Source organism: Bacteroides sp. 519 (assembly GCF_010500955.1).
In the GTDB taxonomy this organism is placed as follows: domain Bacteria; phylum Bacteroidota; class Bacteroidia; order Bacteroidales; family Bacteroidaceae; genus Bacteroides.
The window spans coordinates 60811-81329 of the sequence record NZ_QVMJ01000009.1 but is presented as its reverse complement, the minus strand read 5'-3'; the positions used below and the strand labels follow the sequence as shown (position 1 = coordinate 81329).

The following is a 20519-nucleotide window of genomic DNA, read 5'->3' as shown; positions in this document are numbered from 1 at the left end:
AAAATAAAAAAAACATTTTTCATATAATAAAGGAACTCATAGTTTACTTATTATTTATTTGAGATTATATAATACTAAAAGAGGATTAGATTCAGATGTAATATTCTCTAATTGTGTTCCTGCATATTTTTCCTGAAAAATATTTTCTGGTAAAAACTCCGGATTAATCTGATAAATGAGTTTACCTTTAGATAAACCAACAATATCTGGAAGTGGTTGTATTTTCAGATCGGGCGAATGTTTTATATCATATTGATATACAATAGAATTCATATTGTTCAACGACACATAAACATTATAAGAATCATAAGATTTCGACAATCCATGATAATCATGAAAAGAAAAAAACAGGTTATCTTTATATATATGCAAATTGTTTATATGACCCATAAATTCTGCAGAAGCTAAATCAACATCTATATTAGAACTTGTCAAATCTGTATAAGGGTTCCTTTTATCTCCGAAATCAATCCAAAGCCATGGTATTACATTTTTAGACTCTATCTTATAAATAACATCAATATATTGAGAATGAAAAAGAATTTCATTACTTATTTCATTCTTCACAAAATGATTTGTAGGACGCATTGCTATTTTTGAATTACCTGGAAAAAAACCAGCTTCAATTTTATTGGTTTCAGACGATATATAAATTAGATCATATTTTTGGTCGTTTTGATAACCATTTATACCCCAAAAACCATTTTCATCTGGGTAAAATGAATATAAATACTCTTGCAGTTGATAAGAGGAATTATACTCTCCAATTATATTATATTCTATTATTCGTTTTGTACTACTATCCAGAATAGAAATACAATTTTCGTCTTTCATATATACATCTGCAATCTTAATATATTCCTCTGGTCCTCCACCGTTTTTCCCTATGCATCTAATAAAATTCCCTTCAAAATCAAAACATAGAACTCTATGCATTTTAGAATCCCATATAACAATATATAAGTCTGTAAGAAATACCTTCTCAATTTCACCTATCATACTTTCAGGAATGGTTTCCAATAAAATGATTTTATCAAAATCGCCTATAGCATTAATATCTAAAGAAGATGTTTTTTTATTGTCTATCAATATTTTACCAAGAATAGCATCACTTGAAACAATCTCTTTCTTTTTGCAACTACTTATGCTGACTGTTAAAAAGAGACATATGTAAATAATATAATTATTCTTTTTCATAATAGAAAATCAAAACGCAACTTATTCATGTAAAGTAATACTGTACCCCAATAAAACCAGCTAAAAAAATCTTTTCCATGTCTCAGAATTTTTAATTAAGTTTGTGCTGACAAATGTATTACAACAAGCAATTACAAACAATTTTCTTACGTCACATTTACGTCACAACGCGTCACATTAACGTCACATACATGAAAACATATAAAAAGCACACTGTATTAGCTACAATTCTTTGTACAATTCTATTCTCATACTGCTTTGTTCATTCATACATAGAATGCAAAAAAGAGGTTCAACAAGTTCTCCCTTTACTTTTAAAAGAGACTTTAAAAACCTATATCCACAAAGAAAAAGACAGTACTTATTTTTTTGTTAACAAACACGAACACATTCCAAATCAAATAGGAAAGTATAAAGATAAAACGGTTCAGTTCTCTGATACTACCTTTACCTTCCGTATTAAAATTGTCGATTTAGAAACAGAAATCCACAGAAACATTGAAACTTTATTACTAGCAACAGAAACACTTTCTGCTAATACTATCAACCAAATCTTCGATAGCATTTGCCACACACACAACATTTATGCTAACTCAGCTATAGGGGTTACGGCTAATTTTTACAAAAAAGTAAATCAACTAAGTCGTGATACAACCAACATCGTAATCACTCACAAAACAGCAATATATAAACAAGGTGAGTTCGAAGACATTAATTACTATGCATATATGGAATTTACTCCATACACTTATTGGAGACTGGCACCCCAAATTGTTCGTTACACAACTTTTGGTATTATATTGATTCTTCTGGTTCTCTTTTTTATCAATATTCAAAAACGAAAAGAAAAACAGATAGCAAAAAATGATGCCTCTCCAGCAGATGACAATAACAAAATAGTTATTGACATTCAAGGCCTAACCAAACAACAACAAATAATAATGAAAATGTTCTTGGAAGCTCCAGACTATCGTGTTCATAAAGATAGATTAAAAGAGGCTTTATGGCCTAATCATGAAAACGCCATCACCAATATGACTACTGCTATAAAAAGACTTAAAGACACATTGATAAATGAGAATTATGATTACACAATAACTACATGCAATAGAAACGATTCATTCTATATCCTAAAAAAGAAACAGGATCCCTAAAACCTCCTGATTCATCTGTGTCTAAAGCTTCAATATTTTCTAATAAAAGATTGGATACAGGCTTTACTAAGAATCCAAGAATAACAAGGCATTTAATTTTATTTCTCATAATTGCAGTGTTTTACGTTTTGTCAATTATTAATCACACAGCAAATCTATATCAAAAGGAGTAACAAAGCGTGTTCAGGATGCTGAAAAATTGCTGAAAAATCCGCTGATCAAGTTCAGCGGCCGTTCAATTTAATGATTATCAGGTAATTATGAAATTAGTCCAACCAGTCTTTTTTTATATTTTTTTACACAAAGCATCTTATATTATGAGTCCGCTGAACATGTTCAGCAACAATTCAGTCTGTTATTTTGCTAATTTCAGCATTGGTTATAAGCTCATATCCTTTATTTCTATGCTCTATTACTAATTCGGGTAAACGATTCTGCAAAAACTTCCGCAAATTGCTTATTGCTTTTTGCAATCTTTCTTTTGCACCAGTAGGAGCATCACTCCACATTTTTTCCATAAGTATGCATTCGTCTATAAAATAACCCGGTTGATTTAAGAAGCATACCAACAATTCATTCATTTGTGCAGAAACAGAAATAGCCTCCTGCCCATCTTTCATTAAAGTATTTGATAAGCCATCAAAAACACAATCTCCTATTTTAAACTTACAAATTAATTCCGAATTATTTACAGACAGTTCTTTTGCATCAGAATCTTGAATTTCTAATTGTGGTTTCAAAATCAATTTTGCCCAAGGTTTCCGATTTACTATAAAAACACAATACACCAACATCAGTATTATCATCAACAATGATAGATACATTTTCCAAGTCCAAAAATCACCATTCGTCAGTGCACTCCATTGGTTATACTTCAGTCCAACCAACAATATTATATCATTAGGTATTCCTAAATAATATACTTGTTGATATTTACATCCATTCAGTGAGAGAAGATTTTCGACATTCGTTTTTGCTTTTCCATCAAAAACAAAAGCCAGAGTTTCGATTGTTTTATCAGAGATATAGAATGCTAATTCATTTTTCCATATTTCCTGAAGTTTCAACTCATCAATGCTCACCCCATACAACAATGCACTTGTTTGTTTAAATTGTTCCTCTTTATTAGTAGTTATGTTTTCCTTATCATTCAATCTTATTTTTTGCTCCCTCTCTTCAGAAATTATGGTTATTGTATCTGCATTAGAAGAAGCTAATTTGGAAGGATTATAGGCATATGGAATATTCAATTCTGCAAAACGAATGCTGAGTTCTTCTCTTACAGCATTCCGCAATGTTAAATCTGCTTTTTTAGCAAGATTCTTGTTTCCGGTAATATATAAAGAGAAAACAAAGTTTAAAATAGTTACTATGGTTATAATTAGAAATAAGATAAATAGTATTTTATGCCTCATTGTGCCTAGGTATAATTGTTTATTCGTATTAGTATGCAAACATAATTATAAGTTTGCAATTAACATATAAAAATGGATTCAAATTAGCCTGCATTATCAATTTGGTTCAAATCAGATTGGGAATTGAATAAAAACACAGCCCCAAACTGAACCAAAAATGAAGTTCATTTGCACCTCAAATGCAGTTCATTTGCACCTTAAATGCAGTTCATTTAGCATGCAAATGCAGTTCATTTAAGGTGCAAATGCAGTTCAAATTTTACCCTAAAGGGTAATTGCTTGTGAACTCTTTATTTTGTATCACGCCTGTGGTACAAAAGTGCCACAAGCATGATACAAAAGTATCTTAGTTGTGATACTTTTGTACCACCAGCATGAGACTTTTTTCTCAAGCCTAAAATAACCGTGGTACTTTTGTTTCAGGATAAAAAAATCAGTGGTACTGTAATTTACTGATTATCAAACAAAAAAACTCAGCACAACTTAGTATTTCAATTATATCAAGGCACTTTTCGGTAGAATAGTCCAGACTATTTGGTCAAATAATCCATAGTTTTCCATAGAATAGTATAGACTTATCGGCAAGTTATATATAGCACGAATCCTTGATATTACAGAATGGAAGGCGTTATCGCTTTAGTATAAGGAGCAAAGTTCCCGATAATCTATATTCTTGATTATGAAGTAGTTAATACATATTTCCTTAATTAATTTAGTGACACCAGTGGTAGATATATTTTACTATCACTAGATCCATCACTAGCATAATTAATTGATTTTCAGCTTATTAAAATGGTTAGTGATAGCAGTGATAGCAAAATTGCGAAAAAACATTTTCTGAGAGGTAAAACAAGTGTTTTAAGTGTTTTATATTTTTTATTTTATGAATCCCCTACGGGGATTTGTATTTGTATGTTTTGTTTTTTCTATTGATATGAATGCCCTCTGGGCATTAGGAGCATTAGGCGTAGTCCATATTGTATGCAGTTGCCCGTAGGGCATTCATATCAATAGAAAATAATAAATGTTTTTCATATCTTATTCTTTAAAAAAGGATTAACTTATTGGGATACAAATTTATGATTATAACAACTTACGAACAACTTTTTTACGTCACATTTACGTCACAATACATCACTTTTTGCTAAAAAGATGTATCTTCGTGTTTTATATGGGAATAATAAGAATCATTGTTATAGTTTTGGCTGTTGCCATCATATCAGGATTGGTCAGATCTTTCCTGGCCAAACGACATCCGGGCAAGTTTCCGGGTACACGAAATGCAGATTTTATATCAGAAGAACTTTATAAACTGAATGAACTCAAAAACAGAGGAATCATTACTGAAGAAGAATTTCAAAAACAAAAAAAGAAATTAATAGGATAATGTGCCAATTTCTAATGTGCCAATGTGAGAATATGCCAATGTGTCAATTGGCTGCGCATTAATTATATAATTATTAATTGTATTGGTACGTTAGCACATTAGAAATTAGCACATTATCCACATTGGCATATTGGCACATTGGCACATTAGCACATTGGCACATTAGAACTATTGGCACATTAGCATATTGGCACATTATAAAATTAAATATCATGAGCTTTTTAAAAAAACTTAGAGGTGAATTTATTGATATTATTGAATATCCCGATTATATTCAGGATACAATAGTACATCGTTTCGAACGTCACGGCAACGAAATTAAAAACAATGCCAAACTAATTGTACGCGAAGGACAAACAGCAGTGTTTATTAACGAAGGACAATTGGCTGATGTTTTTACTCCGGGAACATATACGTTAAATACCGAGAACCTACCTATTCTTAGTACATTGAAAGGATGGAAATATGGTTTCAATAGTCCTTTTAAGGCAGAGGTTTATTTTGTTTGTTCCAAGAACTTCCTTGACCAGAAATGGGGTACCAAAAATCCGATGATACTGAACGACAACCGTTTTGGTATGGTCGAGGTTAGGGCATTTGGGGTATACACATTCAAAATTACCGATCCGGGAACCTTTATCAAAGAAATTGTAGGTACACAGCAAACGTTTACCACTCAGGATATATGCGAGCAGCTGAAGAGTATTATTGTAACCCGCTTTACGGATGCTGTAGGCGAATCGAACCTACCTATTGAGGCTTATGCTTCGAACCTGAATGAACTTTCGGAAGCGATATTCGGCTTTATGAAAGATGACTTCTCGGCTTATGGTATGGATATTACCAAATTCCTGATCGAAAATATTTCGATGCCCGACGAAGTGAAGAAAGAGATATTTGAGTTAAGCCGACTCAATGTTGTTGATCTGGACAAGCTGACAAAACTGAAAGCTGCTAAGGCTATGGAAGCTGCTGCCAATAATCCGTCGGGAACATCGGGTATGGGCCTCGGACTGGGAGCAGGAATGGCAATGGCACAACAAATGATGCAGTCGACAGGGAATATTACTTCTACTCAGCCTACTTCTACCCAACCTACCACTAATGCTCCTACAAGTGATACTCCGCCACCAATACCAACAGAAGTGGCTTATTATATAGCTATTGGTGGACAGCAAAATGGGCCGTACAATATGCAGATGCTGGAAAAACTGGCCGAAGAACAGGTTATCACAAAAGAAACTCTGGTTTGGAAAAAAGGTTTAGCAGAATGGGTAGAAGCGGGTAGCTTAAACGAACTTCAGTCTTTGTGGACGCTGATGCCACCGCCTTTAAATATTTAATTTTCAGACACGGATTGCACGGAATGACACGGATTATAATACACAGATATTATTTAATAATGAATAATCCGTGTTTCTTAAAATCCGTGTCATCCGTGCAATCCGTGTCAAAATAACAAATAGTATGGTTGAGAACCAGGAAAAAGAGTCAATACTGGTCGATTCATATAAATGTGGCAATTGTGGTGCTTATGCTAAATATAAACCAGGAACAACAAGCCTGCATTGCGACTATTGCGGTAGCGAAACGTTATTAGAGGCTGAAGTTGTTTCTGATATCGAGGAACTGGATTTTGAATCTTATCGCTTTGAAGAAGAATGTTTCGATCATGAATCGACCAAAGTAGTTCACTGTCATCATTGCGATGCTCAGTCTACTTTCGAAGAAAAGCAAAAGTCGATGGTATGCCCGTATTGCGGAACAGCCATTCTGGAAGCAGACGTTCATTATGAGCGTTTAATAAAGCCTGCTTATATTCAGCCCTTTGGTGTTGCCGAAACCGATGTACAACTCCAGATGGGTAAATGGATTAAGAAACTATGGTTTGCTCCCAACAAGCTAGCAAAACAGGCAGCCTACACTAACCAGCTGAAAGGCGTATTTATTCCTTACTGGACGTATGATGCCAATACATATACAGACTATAAAGGGCAACGCGGAGATACTTACACTGTTACAGTGGGAAGTGGCAAAAACAGAAGAACAGAAACCCGAACACGATGGCGCTATGTTAGCGGAAGAGTTTCGCGGTTCTTTGACGATGTAATGGTACCTGCTTCGCGCCTGATTCCGGAAAACATATTGGGAAAACTGGAGAACTGGAATAAGAATGCGTATATTAAATTTGATAACCGGTATCTTGCCGGCATGCTGACAGAAAAATACTCCCTTACGTTTACTGATGGATTTGAGCAAGCAAAAACAAAAATGGATGCGGTTATCCAAGGTGACATCAGAAGGGATATTGGTGGCGACCATCAACGGATTTCGTCATCGCATACCGAATTTCAGGATATAAAGTTTAAGTTGGTATTACTACCGTTATTTATGTCTTCTTATTCGTTCAACAATAAATTATATCATTTTTATGTAAATGGCTGTACAGGGAAGATTCATGGCGACAGACCGTATAGTAAATGGAAGATTTTCTTTGCTGTTCTTTTGGGTATTATAGCGATAGCAGGGCTTGTGTATTTGTTTATGACGATGGAATAATTTAAGAATGGAAGGAGTTAAAGGGAGTTATCAGGAGCTTTGCTCCTTAGGAGTTATAGCTCTAAGATACTCCAGAGCATCTAAAGCTTTAACTCCTTTAACTCCTAGCGAAGCGATAACTCCTTCCATTCTATGAAGTTATCCTATTTTTTCAGTTTAGCATATATCAATACATTGTTTCCTTCCGGATCGAGTGATTCAAGAAGCTTTTGTAATTCACTTCTTTTGTTTTTGGGTAATTTACTGTCTGCCAATTCTTTCTCTATTTTTTCAATTAGCTGAGCTGGTTCAAGATTTTCAATATAATAACCATTATTAAAGTAAGGCCATCCTAACCTATCTGATTTACCAACCAAATCATTGTACACATAAAAATAATTACCTAACAATGTTTCTTTATCAACGATAAAGAATGCAGGTTTTGAACCAACTGTTATATTTGCGGATTGTTTAACCGGAACCTGAAAATTCCCCCAGAAGTGATTAGGTAGTTCATAATACGAATGCCAGGAGATTTCAGTATTTCCATAATTCAAGGTGAAACGGGGTTCAAGCTTGTTAGCTGCATGGTTATAATGATATAATGAATCTTGGCGAGGTGGTACAATTACCATCAACATAACATCGTAGGCCGATGTGTTGCGACCTGCATCTACTTCATTGCTGAAATCTCTGGGAACAGTAAGATGACCGGCTGGTACAAAGTTCTTTCTGTTACCTTGCAAATCTTGTGTCCATACAACAGCCGGCATTCCTTCGAAGGGTAATGTGGTTACAGTAACCAATGAATTTGGGGTATCAACCACAAACTTGCCTTTAGGAACTCTTAAAGCCAATGGAATGGGAGGAAGCGCATTCCCTTCGAGGTCGAAAACCAATAGTTTATTACTTTGCCAGGGAAGAATATAAATACGGTTATTCTTTTCATCTAATTGCTCATCGTATGTGTTGAGGTATTCATTGGGGCCTTGTCCGTAAACTCCAATATTGGTAATGAATTTACCTTTTTTATCAAACAGTTTAAAAGGAGTTTGTTTTTGATTACTTATCAGAATGTAGTTATCCGAAATGCTGATCCGGCCTCTTCCAATAAGAGCCTCTTCCCTATCGTCTAGCCTTAGAACTTCTATTTTTTCGGTCAGGTAGCTTAAAGGGATTTCAAGGGTATCGGTAAACAATTTAGGGTTGCCTACTATTACCGAACTATTTCCTACTTTTTCTTTGGTTGCTACCTTTTTTGCCTTTTTAAAAGGATCAACCTGAGAGGTTCCATTAATAGGAAATACCACCAAAGCAATTGCAATTAACGAGAGTAATTTAATCTTTTTCATAATGCCTATAATATTGATTTGTGGCAAAAGTAAAGGTTTTACCCAACCCCATCAAGGAAATCAGGTGGACAGTACCCGCTTACAACTATAACATTAAACAACTACTAATCAACCACATAAAGACTAAATCTGCAAAAAACTCGGTGGACATCTATGCTTTTACTATCAAAAACCCTCTAAGAAATCATCCAGACTTTTATCGGGATCGGTAAATCCAAGCTTCTCCGTTTTTATTCTGAATTTCTTTTTGGTTATAGCCGATTTACTCACACAATAGATATCCGAAAGGTCTTTCAAGGTAACATTAATCTTCACCAAGCAACAAAATTGAATATCTTTGGCTGTTAATAAAGGATATTCCTTTTTAAGGCGGTCGGCAAATCCATCGTAACTGCTATTCACTATTTGCATCAACTCTTCCCAATCTTTATCCGACAGTATTATCCTCTTATCATCTGTATCTTTTGAATTTCCACTCTCTAAAGATGGTATTTTATGAAACACAGTCATCTTTTTAAATAATGCTTCGCGCAATCCCGATTCTTTTTCGCGCAATGTACTTAACTCTTCGGCCTGCTTTAATAGTTTGTTTTCTTTCTCTAATATCTCGGCTTGTTGTTTCAAGCGTTGTTGTTCCTTGTTCTTTTTATTACGTAAATAAAAAATATATCCTATTATTATACTGAGAGATACAATAATGAAGAATATAAGCAGATATAGTTCACGATTTCGTTTAGCCAGTTTGGTTTCGTTTAGTTCGTTCTTCAATTTCACTTCTTCATAATCTTTTCGCAGATGGTCGCTCTCCATAGTACCTGCTTTTGACTCCCACAATTCGGCAAAAGTACGTAAGGCGCTTACTGCATCTTTATAATCTCCCTTCAGTGAATAAAGATCGGCCAGGCGCGAGTTGGCTTCGGTTGCTACATGGCTATTTAATGATTGCGAAGCTAAGGTGTAGTAATAACAAGCTGAATCATATTGATGTACCTTCATCCATATCTCGGCACGGGCCAAAGTACTGTAAGAAATCTCGTACCTGCCTTTGCGCATCTTCCGGAAGGCGTCTAATTCCCGAAAAGCTTCTTCGTGCATATTGTTGTGAAGATATAAGTCGACCAATTTATTCCGAATAGTTTGATAAATACTTCGACTATCCCTTTTCTGTGCTTCGACGTAAGATTGATTATAAGCATCGATGGCTTCTTGCAACTTACCTTTCGCAGCATACAAATCGCCCAGATTCATGAAAATATGTAACCGATCTAAAGATGTACCGTAAGGCAATGCTTTATACATTAATAAACAAGCACTATCTAATTGATTGGTACGATTGGCCACCCAGCTCAGCTCGCGGTAAGTACGGATAATTTTTGATGAATCGTTCAAAAGCATCCATAAGCCTAAAGCTTCGTTATACTTTTGCTGCGAGTGGTCGAAATTTTTCATCATATAACGACTCCATCCCTGCAATAACAATACTTCGGCAAGGCGCTTATTATCAAGCACCCGACGAAAATAATCCTCGGATATATGAAGTGTTGAATCGGATATTTTTCCTTTTTCTTTTGTGTAGGAAATCATGTTTTCTATTAAATAGTACCGGGCGAGTTCTTCTTCTGTTAACTTACCGGATGCTATTTTTTCTATTAAAATCAGTGCACTATCATTGTATTGATATGCATATTGTTCTGCTTTATCTAAGATGTGCAGTTTATTCCGTTGTGTACAACTAACTTGTATAATGATAAATATAAGTATGCCGATTTTGATTTTCATGTTTTATTTATAGAGGTAATTGTATTATGCAAAGAAAACAAAACTCTACGAAACTTCGTATAATCAGGAATAAGAATTATCTTTGCATCGTTTTTTTAATTGCAATATTAGAATACCAAGATATGATAGCTAAGATTAAGCAACTGCTTGAAGAAATTGAAGTCTTAAAAGCTTCAAATGCCGAAGAACTCGAAGCTCTCCGCATTAAATACCTTAGTAAAAAAGGTGCCATTAATGACCTGATGGCGGATTTCCGTAATGTAGCAGCCGACCAGAAAAAAGAGGTTGGTATGAAACTGAACGAACTAAAAACCGCTGCACAGGAAAAGATTAACTCACTAAAAGAGTTGTTCGAGAATCAGGATAGTGATAACAATGAACTGGACCTTACCCGTTCGGCTTATCCTGTAAAACTCGGAACCCGTCACCCTATTACTGTTGTGCGCAATGAAGCTATTGATATATTTGCCCGTTTAGGCTTTAGCATTGCCGAAGGACCGGAGATTGAAGACGACTGGCATGTTTTCTCTGCACTTAACTTTGCTGCCGATCATCCGGCCCGCGATATGCAGGATACTTTCTTCATTGAAGCTCATCCGGATATTGTATTGCGTACACATACTTCTTCCGTACAAGTAAGGGTTATGGAAAAAGCGCAACCTCCTATCCGTATTATTTGTCCGGGACGTGTTTACCGCAACGAGGCTATCAGTTATCGGGCTCATGCATTCTTCCACCAGATAGAGGCATTGTATATTGATAAGAATGTTTCATTTACCGATCTTAAACAGGTACTGTTGCTTTTTGCTAAGGAAATGTTTGGTAACGATACAAAGATACGTTTACGTCCGTCGTACTTCCCATTTACAGAACCTAGTGCCGAAATGGATATCAGTTGTAATATCTGTGGTGGTAAAGGTTGTCCATTCTGCAAACATACCGGCTGGGTTGAAATCCTTGGTTGTGGTATGGTTGATCCTAATGTACTCGAAGCTTCGGGTATTGATAGCAAAGTATATACCGGATATGCGTTAGGTATGGGTATAGAACGTATTACCAACCTGAAATATCAGGTAAGTGACCTGCGGTTATTCTCCGAAAATGATGTTCGCTTCCTGAAAGAGTTCGAAGCAGCAAATTAAATAGTTGAGAATTGAGAGTTGAGAGTTGAGAGTTACCTGCGGGTGGTTCTTTACTCTCAATTTTTGTATCTTATATTTTAATAGTAATAGTATATATTTATGGAAAGAAATAATAAAAAGAATGATAGCGCAGCCAACTCTCAACTCTCAACTGTTAACTCTCAACTTATAACCCCTGGCTATTGTTTTATTCTGGCAGCCAACTTCCTACTGTTCTTTGCCTTTTATCTGATACTTCCCATACTTCCGTTTTACCTTACAGAAGTTTTTAATGCCAATAATGCTGCGATAGGACTTATCCTGTCCTCCTACACTATTGCTGCACTTTGTATTCGTCCGTTTTCGGGTTTTCTATTGGATACCTTCTCGCGTAAGCCGTTATATCTTATTGCTTATTTTGTGTTTGTAGCCATCTTTGCCGGATATATGCTGGCGGGTATTCTTTCATTGTTTATTATGTTCCGGGTGGTTCACGGATTGGCTTTTGGAATGGTTACGGTAGCAGGAAACACATTGGTTATTGACATAACACCATCGTCCCGGCGTGGCGAGGCAATTGGTTACTACGGATTAATGAATAATACAGCCATGAGCTTCGGTCCAATGGTAGGATTGTTTCTGCACGATGTTTGTCCGTTCGAAACAATCTTCCTTTGTTCGCTGATATCAGGAAGCCTAGGATTCATTATGGCCTGTTTAGTTAAAACGCCACCCAAGCAACAAGTTGAACGAGAACCGATATCATTGGATCGCTTTATACTACTCAAAGGAATTCCGGCAGGGATTTCTTTATTATTACTTTCTATACCATATGGAATGACCACCACTTATGTTGCCATTTATGCAAAAGAGATAGGCATATCACTTAATACAGGACTTTTTTTCACGTTCATGGCAGTGGGAATGGCCGTTTCCCGGTTATTTTCAGGAAAACAGGTAGATAAAGGTAGAATTACCGAAATTATATCCTTAGGCTTTTACCTTGTTTGCTCTTGCTTCTTCCTGTTGGCTGCTTGCGGAAAATTAATGCAGGTGAATGCACAGTTTACAACGGTACTTTTCTTTATTATACCTTTGTTGTTGGGCCTTGGTTTTGGTACAATGTTTCCGGCATTCAATTCGCTTTTTGTTAATCTGGCACCTCATAATAAGCGCGGTACAGCTACATCAACTTATCTTACTTCGTGGGATGTGGGGATTGGTATAGGTTTAACTCTTGGCGGATATATTGCACAACATATTTCATTTGATGTGACTTATTTATTTGGAGCTTGCTTAACTGTAGTATCGGCTGTATTTTTTAGGGTAAAGGTTACGCCGCATTTTAAAAAATATAAGTTGAGGTAATGTTCTTTTTATAAATATTGTGCTATCATATGATTATTGCTGATGTAGGTAGAATTTCTACTCTCATTTTCTTTTTTGCCTATAGAGTTCCCGAATATGGTTTATTGCACTCTCTCTAAATTCATCAAAAGATATTGCTCTTGCCAAATCATCATCGGGCTCAAGTATATACTCTTTACTAATTAGTACATCATTTTCCGTTACCGGAGTAAGTCTATAAGCTTTGTCTTTACCTCTTTGAACAATAATTTGTTCACCATTATCAACCCGATCAAAGTATTCGGCTTGCTTATCTCGGAATTCTCTACTGCTGATTACTAACATTGGCGTATCTTTTTTAATCGTGTACCATTATGGTACAAATATAAATATTATTTGCCATATAAACAAGAGCTATAACTCCTAAGGAGCAATGCTCCTGATAACTCCCTTTAACTCCTTCCATTCTTGAATATAAAATGCTGGTTAAATATCTTCATTAGCCAGATTATTTGTTTTCTTTAGAAACTCGTTTGGCTTTACCCCAAACTGTTTAAGGAAACACTTGGAAAAATATGACGGATTATTGAACCCTACCATATAACTTATTTCATTGATCCTGTATTTATTCTCCGATAGCAATAGTGCTGCTTTCTTTAAACGTACTAACTGAATTAATTCGTTAGGGGTTACATTGGCCAATGTTTTAATCTTGGCAAATAGTCCCGATCTACTAATACACAACCTGTCTGCCAGATAATCAACAGATAGATCAGGATTAGAGAAATTCTCTTCAATTATTTCATTCATTCGTATCAGGAACTTCTCGTCCGACTTATTACCTGCAATACTGTTTAGTGGTACCAGAGGCATCTTTGAGAATTTCTGATAAAGCATTTCGCGTAAGTCAATCAAATTGCGTATACACGACCTGAGATATTGCAACGAAAATGGTTTTTCGATATATGCATCTGCACCAAAATCCATGGCTTCTATCTTAGATGAGATATCCGATTTTGCTGTTAACAATATAAACGGTATATGGCTTGTGGCCTGATTAGATCGTACTTTGCTGCAAAGTTCTACTCCGTTCATTACAGGCATCATCCAATCGCTAACGATAAGGGCAACATTCGCATTCTGAAGTTTTCCCCATGCTTCTTCACCATCTTCTGCCGTTATTATATTGTACTCATCGCAAAAACTTTCGGACAGGAAGTTCAGCATTTCAATGTTGTCATCAACAATAAGCATTCCCGGTTTATCTTTCTTGTCGTCTTCATTCAAAGGTATATCCGACAAGATATCTTCCGGAAGTTTTTCCTGTAGAATGCTGCTTTCTGTACTATTGTATTCATTTAGTTCCTGTTCAATGGGCAAAGTAACAATAAACGCCGATCCTTTACCCACTTCGGAATCTACTTCAATTGTTCCATTATGAGCCTGTACTATGTTGTTTACAATACTTAAACCAATGCCCGTTCCGGGTTTGGTATCGCTACCCTGATAAAACGGATGGAATATTTTTTGCTTATCTGCGGCTGTTATTCCACAACCGTTGTCTTTTACAACAATAACAAAAAGCTTTTCTTCCTGTAAACAACGGCAGGAAAGTATAACCTCATCTTTTGTATATTTACTGGCATTGGTTAGTAAGTTACTTATTAGTTTGGTTATAGCTTCGCGGTCCACAATTACTTCGATATCTGTTTCGGGCAAATCAACAATAAACCGGGCCCCTCTTTGTGTAACCCAAGGAGTAAACCGATCGCTTACCGATTTAATGATATCGTGAATTGAATGACGACCGAGTTTTAAACTTATCCCTTCGCGTTCAACTTTACGGAAGTCGAGCAGTTGATTCACCAAAGATAAAAGCCGCTGACTGTTGCGGTCAATCACACTCAGGTCGCTACGTATTTCTTCCGGAATATTCCGAACCGAAGACATTATCTTTTCTAACGGACCGATTATAAGTGAAACCGGTGTGCGTATTTCATGCGCTATCATTGTAAAGAAGCCTATTTTGGCTTCGTGCATTTCTTTTTCTTTGGATCGGTTTAATTCTTCTATTTCTTTTTGATGCTTCTTTTCTGTTCTATGAATAATAAACCTGAATATTGCAATAATACCCATTATAATAAGAAACACATACATTGCCTTGAATCCGGTACTTAAGTAAAATGGAGGATGAATAACAATCTTTAATTGTGTACCTTCTTCATTCCAAACATTGTCGTTATTAGAAGCTTTTACTTTAAATGTATAGGTTCCTGCCGGAAGATTGGTGTAGGTTGCTTTATATTGTGTACCTACATAATTCCATTCCTTATCGAAACCTTCGAGCATAAAGGCATACCTGTTCTTTTCGGGAATGGCATAACTTAATGCTGCATACCGTATACTAAAAACATTATCCCTGTACGATAGGTCTAATTGTTTCAGTTCATTCAACGGAGCTGGTAAAACTGTTCCGGATACTACAGGAATATCTTTATTGAATATTTCCAGTCCTGTTAATACCACAGGAGGGATAAACTCATTCCGCCGTATACGATGTGGGTAGAATGCATTAAACCCATTCACTGTTCCCAGGTATATCTTGCCGTCGGCCGATTTCAGTCCGGCACTTGGCAGAAACAGGTCACTCTGCAAACCATCGGTCTGGCTGAAAACTGTACTCCCCTCGCCTGGTACATAATGAATCAGACCTTTTGCCGTGGTTATCCAGAAGTTATGATCGTCTTCAATAATACAGTTTACACTTTGAACCTCGCCGGCAAGTAGTATCTTTTCAAATGAGTCGGTAGCCGGATGATATTTACATAATCCGTTTGTTGTACCTATCCATAGGTCGCCATACGAATCTACATGTAAACAATTAACCATATTCCCAGCCAAAGCACCTTCTTTATTGCTGTGTTGGTAGTTTTTCCAACTCCTACTGGTTGTGTTTAATCGGTATACACCCTTCCCTTGGGTAGCAAACCATAAATCGCCTTTGGTATCCTGCTTTATATCCATGGTAACGCAGCCCAGTTCTTTTACCCGGCTAAACGTATCTTCTTCGCGGTTATATAAGTTAACTCCAATCATAGAAGTTACCCAGATATTATCATTTCTATCTTTAAATATAGCATAAATACTATTCTGGTCTATACTATGTACATCATCGGACGATGTGTATAAACGGTATGTTCCGGTTTTGGTATTATACACATTTAGACCTCCCGAGTAGGTACCAATCCATAAGTTATCACCATCGAAACAAAGTGCATGAATATTGTGGTACGATAGACTGTTCCGTCCTTCCTGTGGCATATAGTTGGTAAACTTTCCTGTTTGAGGAGAGAAACGGCTGATACCACCATCATCAGAACCAATCCAGATATTGCCTGTTTTATCCTCAGCAAAACAACTGATTATAGTGCCACCTACCGAGTTGGCATATTGGGTATGAACAAAACTTTCGAATTGTCCGTTGCGGGGCGAAACATAATTAACCCCACCATAATACGTACCTATCCACAATCCTCCCTCTTTATCTTTCAGTATGGGATAAATAAACTGATTGGATAATGAAGAAGGATTGGTTTCTTCGGGCATATAGTGGGTATATTCTCCATTAAATGTGTTAAGCATACACAACCCATCATCGGAACCTATTAATAACACCTGATGTGCATACTCCATAACTGAATGTATATGCATTATTCCACTGCCGGATGCCGGAGACAGGAATACAGTAACCTCGCCCGAATAGCGATCTACCCGTTGTACTCCGGTTTCGCGGGTTCCCAACCAAAGGTTATGCGAAGAATCTTCGAAAATGGTAAGCGCATTCGAGAATCGTCCACCGCGGGGGTATTTAAGTGTAAATCTTTCAAATTCCTGTGTATTCTTATTGAGTTTGTATACAGCAGTCTTCCCGGGAGAATTGCCTGTAGCCCAAATACTATTCTCGCTATCTGCATATACACAATATGTATTATTAAAACAATCCTGTATTTTGTATTGTATCAGTTCATTATTTGTTTTGCTGTACCTAAAAATACCCTGCCCGTAGGTTGCAAACCATATATTTTTATCCATATCCTGCATAACAGCATAAACTATGGACAATAGTATTGTACCGTTCGTTGCTTTCATGTCGAAAGCCTGAAAACTGTCCTCATGAGGTGTATACCAAAACGCACCTACATCTGTTCCTATCCAGATTGTTCCATCATCGGCTTCGCACAGTGTATTTATCGAATTGTTTGCAGGATGCCCCTGTTCGCTCTTACTATAATCCTTCACTAATACGCCATCAAAACAGTTCAATCCGTTTTCGGTCCCTATCCAGATATATCCTCTTTTATCTTGTAGTAAACTGCGGATAGAATTTGCTGATAATCCATCCTCAACCGTGTAATGACGGAAACGAAAAGAAGGCTGGACCGATCCGGCTAACGAATAGATTGTATAGATCAGAAAAAGCAGTAATGAAGTAAGGTGTTTCATTTTATGAATTTTATTCTCTTTGCAATATTACTACAAATTACTATAACGTAAGCGAAATAAAATCCAGAAAAGACAAACAATCGTCCAATACAAAAACGTAAAACATTGATTATCAACAGAAACAACTTTTATTATCCTTGGCAACTAACAGACTATTTTTTCAGAGTTATGGATTATTATTCTACCTGATCCCATCTTATTACCTTTAATTTGCATACAGTTAAACAAATTATAATCCACACATAAAACTATAATGCTTATGAAACACAAACCGCTCATACTCTTAGGTTGCATGGTTGTTGGCATGTATGCTTGTACCAAGCCATATACTCAACCCAATGCACCTATAAAAGAGGTACCTTTTACACAGGTTCATCTGCATGATGCCTTTTGGAGTCCCCGCATTGAAGCAAACCGAAAAGTATCCATACCTTCTGCTTTCCGCGAATGCGAAAAGAATGGTCGCTTTGATAACTTTGCTCTTGCCGGCGGATTGATTAAAGGTGAACATCAAGGTGATTTCTCTTTCGATGATACCGATCCCTATAAGATTATAGAAGGTGCTTCTTATTCGCTGGCTGTTGAATACGATGCGCATCTGGATGCTTATCTGGATAGTGTTATCACACTGATTGCTGCTGCCCAAGAACCCGATGGTTATCTTACAACGTGTGTTACCAACAAATGCCACCGTTTATCGGGCTGGTGGGGACAATCGCGCTGGGAAAAGATTAACAGCCACGAACTTTACAACAGCGGACATTTATATGAAGCTGCTGTAGCTCATTATCAGGCTACTGGGAAACGTTCTCTACTGGATGTGGCTATTAAGAATGCCGACCTCATTTGTGAAGTCTTCGGACCAAACGAGGGGCAGAAACATGTACCATCTGGTCATCCGATTGTTGAAATGGCTCTGGCCAAACTGTACAAGGTTACCGGAAATGAAAAGTATCTGGCACTAGCCAAATATTTTATTGAGGAAACAGGCCGTGGTACCGACGGGCATCGCTTGAATGCTTACAGTCAGGATCATATGCCTATTCTTGCGCAGGAAGAAATAGTAGGTCATGCCGTAAGGGCCGGTTACCTCTATTCGGGAGTGGCAGATATTGCTACACTTACCAACGATACTGCATACTTTAAAGCATTATCCCGGATTTGGGACAATATGGCAAGTAAGAAGCTATACATTACCGGTGGAATAGGTTCTCGTCCGCAGGGAGAAGGTTTCGGACCAGACTATGAGTTACACAATCATACCAATTATTGCGAAACCTGTGCTTCGATAGCCAATGTGTATTGGAACCATCGTATGTTTCTGGCTACCGGTCAGGCCAAATATGTAGATGTATTAGAACGTGCATTGTACAATGGTGTAATTGCAGGTGTATCCTTAAGCGGAGATAAATTCTTTTATGATAATCCATTAGAGTCTATGGGCCAACACGAACGCCAGCACTGGTTTGGTTGTGCTTGCTGTCCGGGAAATGTTACCCGTTTTATGGCTTCGGTTCCTCATTATATGTATGCTACGCAAGAGAATGACATTTATGTAAACCTCTATATTGAAGGGGAAGCAGAAATTGAAACCGCCAATAATACTGTTGCACTAACACAAACCACAACATATCCATGGGATGGCAATATAAAAATTACTGTTACTCCTCGAAAAGAAGAAGAATTGGCAATCAGGCTTCGTATCCCCGCATGGGCACAAAACGCTCCTGTAGCTACCGATCTTTATACGTTTACAAACAAACCTTCCAACTTTACGGTATCTGTAAACGGAAAGAAAATGGATATTCCACAAGGCGATGGTTACATCAGTATTGTACGGAACTGGAAAGCTAACGATATGATTGAAATCAATCTACCAATGGATATACGCCAGATAAGAGCACATCAAAACGTGGAGGACGATCGTGGTAAGCTGGCTATCAGCCGTGGCCCTATTGTATATTGTTTGGAAGGAAAAGATCAGCCGGATGGTCACGTATTCAATAAGTATATTCCGGAAGATACTAAATTTGCATCAACTTATCAGGAAGAGTTTTTAAACGGTGTTATGGTTCTGAATACCACTGCTTATGAAGTTGAAAAAGATGGTAGTATCAAGGAAGTTCCCGTAACTGCTATTCCCTACTCTACATGGAATAACCGCGGAGCCGATCAGATGGTAGTATGGATACCTGAGTGTGCGGAATATGCCCGTCCTACTCCGGAGTCAACCATTGCTTCGCGTGCCCGTACATTAATGATACAGTTACCCATTCAGAAGGATGCTCCTGTTTCGGCCCAGAAGGAAGAGGAAGCTTGGGGAGTAAACGATCAGTGGGAACCCAAACGTTCGTCGGATATCTCTAAGCCATATCATTACTGGTGGTTGAAAAGAGGAACACAAGAAACACTGGCCTACGAATTTGATAAACCGGAAACCGTATCGAATGTAGAGGTGTACTGGCTGGATTTTGATCATTACGATGGAGACTTCCGCGTTCCCGAAAGCTGGAAACTTTACTATAAAGATGGTAATAAGTGGAAAGAAGTGGAAGCTTTAAACAAGTACACCGTAAAGAAGGATTGCTATAACAGTCTTGATTTTAAACCGGTTACTACCACAGGCCTCAAGATTGCCGCTCAGTTACAGAACGGGGTTTCGGGAGGGGTTATTGAATGGAAGGTAAACTAACAAAAACAACATTTGTTTAGCCACAACAAAACTT

13 protein-coding genes are annotated in these 20519 nt (G+C 37.0%); 7 read left to right on the top strand and 6 right to left on the bottom strand.

Features of this window, described 5'->3' with window-relative positions; translation table 11 throughout:
- Positions 1 to 54: 54 nt before the first annotated feature.
- On the bottom strand, positions 55 to 1197 hold the full coding sequence (locus tag D0T85_RS10275; protein WP_163212945.1) for a 6-bladed beta-propeller: 1143 nt from the start codon (positions 1195 to 1197) through the stop codon (positions 55 to 57).
- Between the two features lie 191 nt (positions 1198 to 1388).
- On the opposite strand from D0T85_RS10275, the gene D0T85_RS10270 reads away from it, so the two are divergent.
- On the top strand, positions 1389 to 2351 hold the full coding sequence (locus tag D0T85_RS10270; RefSeq protein WP_163212943.1) for a helix-turn-helix domain-containing protein: 963 nt from the start codon (positions 1389 to 1391) through the stop codon (positions 2349 to 2351).
- Positions 2352 to 2698: 347 nt separating this feature from the next.
- Here the strand turns inward: D0T85_RS10270 and D0T85_RS10265 are convergent, their stop codons facing one another.
- Complete coding sequence (locus D0T85_RS10265) at positions 2699 to 3766, bottom strand: helix-turn-helix domain-containing protein (protein ID WP_163212941.1); 1068 nt, start codon at positions 3764 to 3766, stop codon at positions 2699 to 2701.
- 1171 nt (positions 3767 to 4937) lie between these two features.
- On the opposite strand from D0T85_RS10265, the gene D0T85_RS10260 reads away from it, so the two are divergent.
- From D0T85_RS10260 to D0T85_RS10250, 3 genes are all read left to right on the top strand, one after another.
- Entirely contained in the window at positions 4938 to 5153 is a 216-nt protein-coding gene (locus D0T85_RS10260; RefSeq protein WP_163212939.1) for an SHOCT domain-containing protein, read from the top strand.
- A 212-nt stretch (positions 5154 to 5365) separates the two neighbouring features.
- Positions 5366 to 6496: an SPFH domain-containing protein gene (locus D0T85_RS10255; protein ID WP_163212937.1), complete on the top strand. Its 1131-nt coding sequence runs from the start codon at positions 5366 to 5368 to the stop codon at positions 6494 to 6496.
- 124 nt (positions 6497 to 6620) lie between these two features.
- Positions 6621 to 7712 carry a hypothetical protein gene (locus D0T85_RS10250; RefSeq protein ID WP_163212935.1) on the top strand — a complete coding sequence of 364 codons (1092 nt, stop codon included), beginning with the start codon at positions 6621 to 6623 and terminating at the stop codon, positions 7710 to 7712.
- Positions 7713 to 7855: 143 nt separating this feature from the next.
- Here D0T85_RS10250 and D0T85_RS10245 read toward each other — a convergent pair whose 3' ends face one another.
- Together D0T85_RS10245 and D0T85_RS10240 are read right to left on the bottom strand one after the other, a co-directional pair.
- A complete protein-coding gene (locus D0T85_RS10245; RefSeq protein ID WP_163212933.1) occupies positions 7856 to 9043 on the bottom strand; it encodes a 6-bladed beta-propeller in 1188 nt (395 codons plus the stop codon).
- Positions 9044 to 9208: 165 nt separating this feature from the next.
- On the bottom strand, positions 9209 to 10822 hold the full coding sequence (locus D0T85_RS10240) for a hypothetical protein (protein WP_163212931.1): 1614 nt from the start codon (positions 10820 to 10822) through the stop codon (positions 9209 to 9211).
- Between the two features lie 122 nt (positions 10823 to 10944).
- Here D0T85_RS10240 and pheS point away from each other — a divergent pair, with 122 nt between their 5' ends.
- On the top strand, positions 10945 to 11964 hold the full coding sequence (gene pheS, locus D0T85_RS10235) for a phenylalanine--tRNA ligase subunit alpha (RefSeq protein ID WP_163212929.1): 1020 nt from the start codon (positions 10945 to 10947) through the stop codon (positions 11962 to 11964).
- Positions 11965 to 12063: 99 nt separating this feature from the next.
- The gene (locus D0T85_RS10230) at positions 12064 to 13311 is read left to right on the top strand and encodes an MFS transporter (protein ID WP_163212927.1); all 1248 of its coding nucleotides are present in this window, start codon (positions 12064 to 12066) and stop codon (positions 13309 to 13311) included.
- Positions 13312 to 13374: 63 nt separating this feature from the next.
- Here the strand turns inward: D0T85_RS10230 and D0T85_RS10225 are convergent, their stop codons facing one another.
- Together D0T85_RS10225 and D0T85_RS10220 are read right to left on the bottom strand one after the other, a co-directional pair.
- A complete protein-coding gene (locus tag D0T85_RS10225) occupies positions 13375 to 13635 on the bottom strand; it encodes a type II toxin-antitoxin system prevent-host-death family antitoxin (RefSeq protein ID WP_163212925.1) in 261 nt (86 codons plus the stop codon).
- A 141-nt stretch (positions 13636 to 13776) separates the two neighbouring features.
- On the bottom strand, positions 13777 to 17793 hold the full coding sequence (locus D0T85_RS10220) for a hybrid sensor histidine kinase/response regulator transcription factor (RefSeq protein ID WP_163212923.1): 4017 nt from the start codon (positions 17791 to 17793) through the stop codon (positions 13777 to 13779).
- Positions 17794 to 18052: 259 nt separating this feature from the next.
- Here D0T85_RS10220 and D0T85_RS10215 point away from each other — a divergent pair, with 259 nt between their 5' ends.
- The gene (locus D0T85_RS10215) at positions 18053 to 20485 is read left to right on the top strand and encodes a glycoside hydrolase family 127 protein (protein ID WP_163212921.1); all 2433 of its coding nucleotides are present in this window, start codon (positions 18053 to 18055) and stop codon (positions 20483 to 20485) included.
- The last annotated feature ends 34 nt before the right edge of the window (positions 20486 to 20519 follow it).